General features: G+C 72.9%; 6 protein-coding genes and 1 rRNA gene. 3 read left to right on the top strand and 4 right to left on the bottom strand.

Going from position 1 to position 9,948, the window contains the following annotated elements; genetic code table 11:
- Positions 1-76: ribosomal RNA gene (locus tag LCE31_RS30615) — 16S ribosomal RNA — on the bottom strand; the annotation flags it as partial.
- A 617-nt stretch (positions 77-693) separates the two neighbouring features.
- Positions 694-1,278 (bottom strand): MarR family winged helix-turn-helix transcriptional regulator, encoded by a 585-nt coding sequence (locus LCE31_RS30610; RefSeq protein WP_225020071.1) that lies wholly within the window; start codon positions 1,276-1,278, stop codon positions 694-696.
- A gap of 233 nt (positions 1,279-1,511) precedes the next feature.
- Between LCE31_RS30610 and LCE31_RS30605 the strand changes: the two genes are divergently transcribed.
- Positions 1,512-2,819, top strand: coding sequence for an MFS transporter (locus LCE31_RS30605; RefSeq protein ID WP_225020076.1), 1,308 nt, complete (start codon positions 1,512-1,514; stop codon positions 2,817-2,819).
- Here the strand turns inward: LCE31_RS30605 and LCE31_RS30600 are convergent.
- Both LCE31_RS30600 and LCE31_RS30595 read right to left on the bottom strand, forming a co-directional pair.
- On the bottom strand, positions 2,809-4,593 hold the full coding sequence (locus LCE31_RS30600) for an ATP-binding SpoIIE family protein phosphatase (protein ID WP_225020069.1): 1,785 nt from the start codon (positions 4,591-4,593) through the stop codon (positions 2,809-2,811). The genes LCE31_RS30605 and LCE31_RS30600 overlap by 11 nt on opposite strands.
- Before the next feature lie 504 nt (positions 4,594-5,097).
- Positions 5,098-6,450: an NAD(P)/FAD-dependent oxidoreductase gene (locus LCE31_RS30595; RefSeq protein ID WP_374118596.1), complete on the bottom strand. Its 1,353-nt coding sequence runs from the start codon at positions 6,448-6,450 to the stop codon at positions 5,098-5,100.
- A gap of 673 nt (positions 6,451-7,123) precedes the next feature.
- On the opposite strand from LCE31_RS30595, the gene LCE31_RS30590 reads away from it, so the two are divergent.
- A complete protein-coding gene (locus LCE31_RS30590) occupies positions 7,124-7,987 on the top strand; it encodes a TetR/AcrR family transcriptional regulator (protein WP_225020067.1) in 864 nt (287 codons plus the stop codon).
- Between the two features lie 394 nt (positions 7,988-8,381).
- On the top strand, positions 8,382-9,948 hold a 1,567-nt coding region (locus LCE31_RS30585; RefSeq protein WP_225020072.1), incomplete at its 3' end, for a sigma-70 family RNA polymerase sigma factor.

Raw genomic sequence — 9,948 nt, 5'->3', positions numbered from 1 at the left:
GGCTTCATCGTTCGACTTGCATGTGTTAAGCACGCCGCCAGCGTTCGTCCTGAGCCAGGATCAAACTCTCCGTGAATGCCTCCCGGATATCCGGGCCACACCACGAGAGCGGAACCACGAGGAGGAATAATCCCCGCAGTCCACAGCATCCTCGCTGTGTTGTGTTACTTCAAAGGAACCTCGTCCACCGAAACCGACCGAACACTCGGATCGTCCGGCATCATGGACGGGGTATCAACATATCTGGCGTTGACTTTTAGCACGCTGTTGAGTTCTCAAGGAACGGACGCTTCCTTCGGAATCCCTTCCAGGACTCCTCCGGGCTTTCCCTCCGGTATTTCTTGTTGTGCTCTGTCTTGCTGTCTTGCGTCTCCGACTCTATCAGACTCTGTTTCGTCCGATTCCCCGTCGGAAGGGGTCCTGCCTTTGTCTTTCCGGCCCTTTCGCTCGGCCGTTCCGACGTTCCAAACCTTAGCGGATCTCCCCCGGGACTCCTAATCGAGTCCTATCAAACGAATTTTCGGCATGCCGAAAATCCATCCCGTGAGGGAGACCGTGCTGGCGTTGGTTTGCCGCTTCTACTCCAGCGGCTGGAGGGCTGCCAGGAACCGACCGGCCCCGTGGCAACTCGAAGAACCTTACGGATCGCCCCGGGGTGTGTCAAGGGAAGCCTGGGCCCGCCCGGGCTCCGTGTCACGTTTCGTCGGCGTCCAGGTCCTCCAGGCGTCCACCGGCGTCCGGTTGGGCGTCCTCGACCCTGCGCAGCAGGCGGATCAGGACCTCGCCCAGGACGCCGCGCTCCTCACCGCTGAGGTCCTGGAGCAGGTCCTCTTCGAAGGCGGACGCCCTGCGCATGGCCTCCAGCCACTTGGCGCGGCCCTCGTCGGTGAGCTCCACGATCACGCGGACCCGGTTGTTCTCGTCCCTGTCGCGGGTGACCAGCCCCTCGTTCGCCATCCGGTCGATGCGGTGCGTCATGGCGGCCGGGGTGAGCCCGAGGCGCTTGGCGAGCTCGCCGGGGCCGAGCCGGTAGGGGGCGCCGGAGACCACGAGCGTCTTCAGGACCTCCCACTCGGTGTTGCTGATGCCGAGCTCCGCGACCTGGCGGCCGTATGCCACGTTCATGCGCCGGTTCAGCCGGCCGAGCGCGGAGACGACCTTCTCGACCTGGGGGTCGAGGTCGTGGAACTCGCGCTGGTAGGCAGCGATCTGCTCGTCGAGGCTCGGCTCCCGGCCGGGTTGCGGCAGGGGGGCGGCGCCCTCGGATGTGTCGGACATCGCTTCAGTATCCCACGGTGACGGTTGGCGTTTAAGTACTTCGAGCTGTATTGTTCAAGATCTAACTTTAGCTTCGAAGTCTTCACGTCTGAGGTCTACTGAACTCAGTCGTACGTACTTCAACTTTCTAACGGTCCGGAGCCTCTCGGTCTTCGGAACTTTCGGAACTTCGACCACCACGGGCGGCGCGCGCCGCCCGGTGACCTGAGGCGGGTGAGTGTGTGACCAGGGCGATGAGCACGGCGATGCGCAGGATTCAGACGGGGAACGTGCTGAGCGCGTTCGGGCTCGGGTTCACCGTCCCCTACCTCTACGTGTACGTGGCCGACGTCCGCGACCTGGGCTCGGGCACCGCGGGGATGGTGCTCGCGGTGTTCGCCATGGCCGCGCTCGCGGTGCTGCCCTTCACCGGGCGTGTCATGGACCGGCGGGGCCCGATCCCCGTCCTGATGGCCGCCGCGGTGTTCGCCGCGGGCGGCGCCCTGGCCATGGGGTTCGCGTCGAGCGTTCCCGTGGCCGTGGCGTCCGCCACCGTCCTGGGGGCCGCGACCGCCGTCATCCAGCCGGCGCTCGCCACGCTGATCGTCTGGTGCTCGACGCCGTCGACGCGGACCCGCGCCTACGCGACGCAGTTCTTCCTTCAGAATCTGGGGCTCGGGATCGGCGGGCTCGTGGGCGGGCAGATCGTCGACCAGAGCCGCCCGGGCACGTTCACGCTGCTGTTCGCCATCGAGGCTCTGATGTTCCTCGTGCTGGCGGGCACCGCCGCGACCGTACGCCTGGCGCGGCCCGCGTCCGACGGGAGTGGCGGCGGCGCGGGCGCCGTCGCGGCCGGGGGGAACGGGCTGCGGGCGCTGCTGTCGCACCGGGCGATGGTGCGCTTGCTCGTCCTCGCGTTCGTCGTGTTCTTCGCCTGCTACGGACAGTTCGAGTCCGGGCTCACGGCGTACGGCACGGACGCGGCCGGCATCGACCCGTCGTCGCTCGGGGTCGCGCTCGCGGTGAACACCGCGGTGATCGTGGCGGCGCAGTTCCTTGTGCTGCGGATCGTGGAGCGGCGCAGGCGTACGCGGGTGATCGCGCTGGTGGGGCTCGTGTGGGCCCTCGCGTGGACGGTCGCCGGGTACGCGGGGTTCGCGCACGCCGGGCAGGCCGTCGCGACGGTCGCCTTCGTGTCGACGTACGGGCTGTTCGGGCTCGGCGAGGCGCTGCTGTCGCCGACCGTCGCGCCGCTGGTGTCCGACCTGGCGCCCAGCTCGATGGTCGGTCAGTACAACTCGGCGTTCGCGCTGGTCAAGCAGTTGGCGCTGGCCGTGGGGCCGGCGGTGGGCGCGCCCATGGCCGCCGGGATGCACGGTCCGTACATCGCGACCTTCGTCCTGTTCTCGCTGGCCGTGACCGTGCTCGCGCTGCGGCTCGGCCGGCGGCTCACGCCGGTGCAGGAGCAGCCCGCGGTGGCCGCCCCATCGCGCGTCGTCGTACGGCACCTGCCGGAGCAGGCCGGCGAGCCGGCGCCCGTGCCGGAGCGCGTCAGCCGCTGACGTCGCTCCCCGCCTCCACGGGCGGCAGGGCGAACTCGCACCACACGGCCTTCCCGCCGCCCGGCGTCCTGCGCGAACCCCACGACGAGGCGATCGTCGCGACGATGGAGATGCCGCGGCCCGCCTCGTCGGCGGGCTCGGCCCTGCGGCGGCGCGGCAGGTGGTCGTCGCCGTCCGTGACCTCGATGATCAGCCGCCGGTCCGTACGGCGCAGCCGCAGGCGCATCGGGGGTGTGCCGTGCTTCAGCGAATTCGCCACCAGCTCGCTCGTGGCGAGGACGCCGAGGTCCCGCAGCTCGACCGGGAAGCGCCAGGAGGCGAGCACGCCGGACGCGAAGGCGCGGGCGCGCGGCGCGGCCTCGACGCCGCCGAGCAGATCCAGCGCCGCGTTGTGGAACAGCTCCGCGTCCTGACCCGTACGGGCGGGGTGCTGGACGACCAGCACGGCGACGTCGTCGTCGTGCTCGGCCGTGACCCCCTGGCTGCGCAGCAGCCTGTCGCAGACGACGCCCGGGCTGCCCTGCGCGCCCGAGAGCGCCTTCTCCAGTTTGCCCACGCCCTCATAGATGTCCTCGCCGCGCCGCTCCACGAGACCGTCCGTGTACAGGACGGCCGTGGAGCCCGGCGGCAGCGGGATGCTGCCCGAGGTGTGCATCCAGCCGCCGGTGCCCAGCGGCGGGCCCGTGGGGTCCGCGCCGCGCAGGACCGAACCGTCCTCGGACCGTACGAGGATCGGCAGGTGGCCGGCCGAGGCGTAGACGAGGACACCCTCGTTGGGGTCGTGGACCGCGTAGACGCAGGTGGCGATCTGGCTCGCGTCGATCTCCGCGGCCAGCCCGTCCAGCAGCTGCAGGACCTCGTGCGGCGGCAGGTCGAGGCGCGCGTACGCGCGGACCGCGGTGCGCAGCTGCCCCATGACCGCGGCGGCGCGTACCCCGCGGCCCATCACATCGCCGATGACGAGCGCGGTACGGCCCGCGCCGAGCGTGATCACGTCGTACCAGTCGCCGCCGACCGCGGCCTCGGCGCCACCGGGCTGGTAGGTGGCGGCGACGCGCAGGTCGTCCGGCTGCTCCAGCTCCTGCGGGAGCAGCGAGCGCTGCAGGGTGACGGCCGTCTCGCGCTGCTGGCGCTCGTTGGCGCGCAGCCGCTCCGCCGCCTCCGCGTGGTCGCTGACGTCCGCGGCGAAGACCAGAACGCCGCCGACGCCGTCCGCTCCCTTGCGGCCGACGGGGGCGCAGGTGACGGTGAACGAGCTCTCGGTACGCCGCTCGGCGCGGGCCGATCCGGCCGGGCGCCCGGCACGCGGATGGCTGGAGCCCCCGGGGAACCGGCTCCTGCGGGACTTGACGGTGCGTGGCGTGCCGCTGCTGAGCACCTGGTCGAGCAGGGGTGCCAGGCCCAGTTCGGCCAGTTCCGGGCAGCTCTCGGCGGCGGGCGTGCCGAGCCCGCGGGCGCCGAAGGCCGCCTCGTACGCGTCGTTGACGTACGCGAGGCGGTGGTCGGGTCCGTACACGAGGGCGACGAGCGCCGGCAGTTCGCCGAGGACTTCGCGCACGGCGAGGTCCTCGGGGGAGAGCGGGAGGGGGTCGGGCGCGTCGCCGCTCCCGTCGTCGCCGTCGTCCCCGCCGGACGGGGCCTCCCCCTCGTACTCGCCGCGGGCGGCTGGTACCGCGCCGCGGTCCATGCGCGCGACGGCTCCGCGGTTCGTACGTGCGGCGGCTCTGCGCTGCGTACTGCCGGGGAGCCGGGCGCTCCAACGCGTGAAGTTCACGGTTTTCAGGACCTCGTGTGTGGTGTGCTGGTCGTGGTGGGCGGTGGCGGCCGCCGACCTGACGCCCCGGGCCCGCGGACGGCGCGGACGTCCGCGCCTGCTGTACGGACGCCGGGGCGCGGCGTGTCCCCGGGGCGGCGGCGCGTGCGGAGGCGGGCGGACATCAGCGGGTGCCGGCGTGGGCGCGGGCGGGTCTCGCCCGTCGGATCGCGTCGGTCCGATCGGATCGCTCGGGGTCGGGTCGGTCGGGTCAGGTCGGTCAGTCCTGTGGGGCGGTCGGATCGGGTGGTCCGCGCGGGAGGGCCGTACGGACCGGTCGGACGGTCCATGGTCACACGTCCAGTGTGGCCGAGCCCACTGACACCGGCGTCTGCCGTGTCGGCGCGCACGTGCACGGCGGGCTCGGCTCGGCGCCGGCCACAGGACCCGGCTCAGGTCCGGCTCGACTCAGCCCAGGTCCGGCTCGACTTGGGTCCGGCGCGGCCCGGGCCGGCGCGGGCTCTGCTAGCCGTCTCCCGTTCTCGCGGGGCCGTCCGGCGGTTCGCCGCCGCCCGCCGCGGTCTCGAACTCGGCGCGCGGATGCTCCAGCGACCCCAGGGACACGATCTCCCTCTTGAACAGCCCGGAGAGAGTCCATTCGGCCAGCACGCGTGCCTTCCGGTTGACGGTCGGCACCCGGCTGAGGTGGTACGCGCGGTGCAGCAACCAGGCCGGATAGCCCGTCAGACGCCTGCCGCGCACATGCGCGACGCCCTTGTGCAGCCCGAGCGAGGCGAAGGAGCCCGCGTACGTGTGCCGGTACGCCTGAAGCGGTTCGCCGCGCAGCGACGCGACGATGTTCGCGGCCAGCACGCCCGCCTGGCGCACGGCGTGCTGCGCGCCGGGCGAGCAGGTCGCGCCGGGTTCCGCCGCGGTGAGGTCGGGGACGGCGGCGGCGTCGCCCGCGGCCCAGGCGTGCTCCGTGCCCGCGACGGACAGGAACGGGGTGCAGGCCAGCCGGCCGCGCGCGTCCCTCGGCAGGTCGGTCGCGTCCAGGACGGGGTGCGGCCTGACCCCCGCGGTCCACACGAGCGTGCGGGTGGGCAGGCGTGTGCCGTCACTGAGGTGGGCGACACGGTCCTCGCACGAGTCGAGGCGGGTCTCCAGGCGTACGTCGATGCCCCGGCCCCGCAGCTCGCGCACGGCGTAGTGCGCCATCTCCTCGTCGACCTCGGGAAGGATGCGCCCCGCCGCCTCCACGAGGACCCATCTCAGGTCGTCCGCCGTGATGTTGTGGTAATAGCGCGTGGTGTACCTGGCCATGTCCTCAAGGACGGCGATGGCTTCCACGCCCGCGAAACCGCCGCCGACGAAGACGAAGGTGAGGGCGGCGTCACGGACGGCCGGGTCGCGCGTGGAGGACGCGATGTCGAGCTGCTCGATGACGTGGTTGCGCAGCCCGATGGCCTCTTCGACGGTCCTGAACCCGAGGCCGTGCCCGGCGAGTCCGGGGACCGGGAGCGTACGGGCCACCGAGCCGGGCGCGAGGACGAGTTCGTCGTACTCCCGCTCGAAAGTGCCCGAGCCGTCCTCCGCGGACGCGGCTGTCTTCATGGTGACGGTGCGTTTGCCGTGCTCGACGGCGGTGACCTCGCCGACGACGACCGTGCACCGGTCCAGCACCGCCCGCAGCGGTACGACCACGTGCCGGGGCGAGATGTTGCCCGCGGCGGCCTCCGGCAGGAACGGCTGGTACGTCATGTACGGATCGGGCGAGACCACGGTGACCTCGGCCTCGCCCGCACCGAGTGCCCGCTGGAGACCGAGCGCCGTGTAGAGCCCGACGTAACCGCCGCCCACCAGAAGGACGCGCGGCACGGACCTCGGCACGCACGCGCGCGCCTCTTCAAGAGCGGCGTCCTCACCGGGCGCGGGGCCCTCATCGGCCACGGGGCCCTCATCGGCTGCGGGCCCTCGTCCCGGTGCGGGAGCCGGTACTCCTCCCGGTTCAGCAGCCGCTCCTTCTTCCGGTACCGGGGCCGGTACTCCCTCCGGTACGGGAGCCGCTCCTTCTTCCGCCGCCGGGGCGGGTGCACCGGGTTCCGGTGCTTGTCCCGTTCCATCGGCGTCCCGCGGTGCCGTTCCTCGTGCGGCGCGTCGGGGGTTGTGTCCTGTGCGTCGTGTGGTGCCTCGGGGGGTCTCAGCCATCACCTCCCCATGACGCAACGCGGTCCTGGGTTTGTCCACAGCCCCGGCAAATTGTGTGACCGGCAAGCGCCGGGGCGCGGTGCGGGACATTTCGCCGTACCGGCCAAGAGGCGTGCAGGTCAGGGCCGTTAAAAGGGGGTGCAAGCGTTGGTTGAATCAGGTATCTTCTCGGCCTTGCTCCGATCGGGGCGCCTCCGTACGGAATTACCCCTTCTGAATTGCGGTGGGCTCAACTATGTTCGTATCTCATCGGAGGTGCAGGTCCGTGACTGGTCTGTGCCCTTCGTGTCGAAAACGGGGAAAAGTCTCCGGGGGGAGACGTACATGAGCCGGGGGAACGGTCATGCACATTCAGGATTCGCAATGGCGGACCGCATCGGTCGCCGACACTGACGAACGGGGCTTCGGAGGGGAATCCGGCGTCGCGTCGGGCGTGGGGCGCGGCGGCGGGCAGGCCTTGGCGCACGGGATCGCGAACACCGCGGTCGCCGGGCCGGCATCGGCACGGAGCACGGGGCAGGCCGCAGGCGGCCCGCCGAACGGGCGCTCCGCCCCGCTGCGCGTGGACGCGCAGCGCAATCTGGAACATGTACTGCGCGCGGCGCGCGAGGTGTTCGGCGAGCTCGGCTACGGGGCGCCGATGGAGGACGTGGCGCGCCGGGCCCGGGTCGGCGTCGGCACGGTGTACCGCAGGTTCCCGAGCAAGGACGTGCTGGTGCGGCGTATAGCCGAGGAGGAGACCTCCCGGCTCACCGACCAGGCACGCACGGCGCTCGGCCAGGAGGACGAGCCGTGGTCGGCCCTGTCCCGCTTCCTGCGCACCTCGGTGGCGTCGGGCGCGGGGCGGCTGCTGCCGCCGCAGGTGCTGCGCGTGCGCATGGCGTCCGACGAGGCGGCCCTGCCCGCCGAGACACGCGTACCGCAGCAGCGGAATCCGGAGGCCGGGCCCGAAGCCCGCCCGGTCGACAAGCGGTTGACCATCGAGGAGCTGGACGCGCCGGGGGCGGTCGAACTGCTCGACGTGGTCGGCAAGTTGGTGGAGCGGGCGCGGGCGGCGGGCGAGTTGCGCCGGGACGTGACCGTCGCCGACGTCCTGCTGGTCATCGCCACGGCCGCACCGTCCCTGCCGGACGCGGCCCAACAGGCCGCCGCCTCCTCCCGGTTGCTGGACATCCTGCTGGAGGGGCTCCGGCCGAGGGGCCTGTAGGGCGGGGGCTTGGAGCTTGGAGACCGGAGGGCGGGAAAGGACGAGGCCGGGGAGCCCGGAAGGGGCCCCTGCGGCGTGTCCTTCCCGTGCCGGTCGCCGAGCGCCGGCCGGCGGCAGCCGCAGGTCCCGGTGCCGGCCGCCGCATCCCGCCCGTACGGGCCGTGCGGGCCGTCCTGCCGCGGAGACCTCCGGCCTCCTCGCCCGGTCCGTCAACCGTCGAACTGACCCCCCCCCCCGCGGCCGGCCGGGCCCCTCGTAGGGGTGAAGTCGTCGATGCTGTGCCCACTTTGCGCCCCTCAGGTGTGGTTGCCGCCCATCGGCCCCCTCGCTGTCTCTCCGCTGTGGCACGCTTACCAGGTGTTTGGGTCTGATGGTGCATACGGGGGCTTCCGCGATGAGCGGTGACGGGCGCGAAGAGCCGGCGGGCGGGGCCGGTGGCAGCGGGGGCGGCAATACGGACGGCGGTAAGGAGCCGGACGGGCAGGCCGCACGGCAGGTGCCGACCCAGGGCGGGCCCGCCCGGTCCGACGTTCCTCTCGGCCCGCCGGGCGTGCCGGGCGGCGGCCCGGAGCGGCCTGTCGCACCGGCGGTGCCCGGCCCCTCGGCCGAGCCCGATCCGGCGGACGCGGCGCGGGAGCCGGACACGAGCGTGCCCCAGCAGCGCGAGGGACGCGGCGGCTCGGCGGCGACCGCGCCGCTGCCCAAGGTGCCCGCGCCGGTTCGGCGCGCATCCGCGGCGGCCGGGGCGGATGCCGCGACACAGACCGAGCGGGGCGACGGGGCGTCCTCCGACGCGGATCTCGTGCAGCGGATGCGCGGCGGCGACGACGGTGCCTACGAGGAGCTGTTCCGGCGCCACTCGCCCGCAGTGCGCCGCTACGCGCGTACGTGCTGCCGCGACGCGGACACGGCGGACGACCTGACCGCCGAGGTCTTCGCCCGTACGCTCCAGGCCGTCCGGGGCGGCGCGGGACCTGAGCAGGCGGTGCGCGCGTACCTGCTCACCACGGTGCGCCGGGTCGCGGCGGCCTGGACGAAGACCGCGAAGCGCGAGCATCTGGTCGAGGACTTCGCGGTGTTCGCGGCGCAGGCCGCCGCGTCCTCGTCGGTGTCGGACGACGACACCCTCGAACTGGGCGCGGACGTCAAGGCGATGCACGAGGCGGACCAGTCCCTCGCGATGCAGGCCTTCCGCAGCCTGCCGGAGCGCTGGCAGGCCGTGCTGTGGCACACCACGGTCGAGGAGGAGTCGCCGAGCCAGGTGGCGCCGCTGTTCGGCCTCACGGCCAACGCCACCGCGGTCCTCGCGGGCCGGGCGCGCGAGGGCCTCAAGCAGGCCTACCTCCAGGCGCACGTCAGCTCCGCGCTGACCGCGGGCGGCGACTGCGCGCGGTACGCGGACCGGCTCGGCGCGTACGCGCGCGGCGGACTGCGGATGCGGGCCGAGCGCGGCCTGCGCAAACACCTGGAGGAGTGCGCCAAGTGCCGGATGGCGGCGGGTGAACTGGCGTCCGTGAACGCGCAGATCCCGGCCGTCGTGCCGATCGCGGTCATCGGCTGGTTCGCCACCGGGTTCTCGCTCAAGGCGCTCGGTATCGCCGGTGGTGCCGTCGCAGGCGCGGCGGGCGCGGGTGCCGCCGCGGCGGCGGGCGGACCCTCAGGCGGCGCCGCGGGCGCGGGAGCGGCGTCGGAGGGGGCCGGGGCGCCGTTGAAGATCGGTGCCGCCGCGCTGGCCGCGGTGGCGGCGGCCGCCGCGCTTGTCTGGGCGCTCACCTCGGGCGACGGCACGCAGGCGCCGCCCGCCGAGGCCAAGCCGCCGGCGGCGCAGCAGCTCGTACCGCAGATCCCGGCGCCGGCGCACCCGGCGCCACCGCGGCACACGTCGCCCGCGCCGCCGCCCGACGCGAAGGCCCCCGCGCCGCCCGCTCCGAAGCCCACGCCGACGCGGCGGTCGGTACCCC

The sequence above is a fragment of the Streptomyces sp. 8L genome, from assembly GCF_020176795.1.
Lineage (GTDB): Bacteria > Actinomycetota > Actinomycetes > Streptomycetales > Streptomycetaceae > Streptomyces.
Note: the sequence above shows the minus strand (reverse complement) of the source record. Positions and strands in the feature narration are given on the sequence as shown.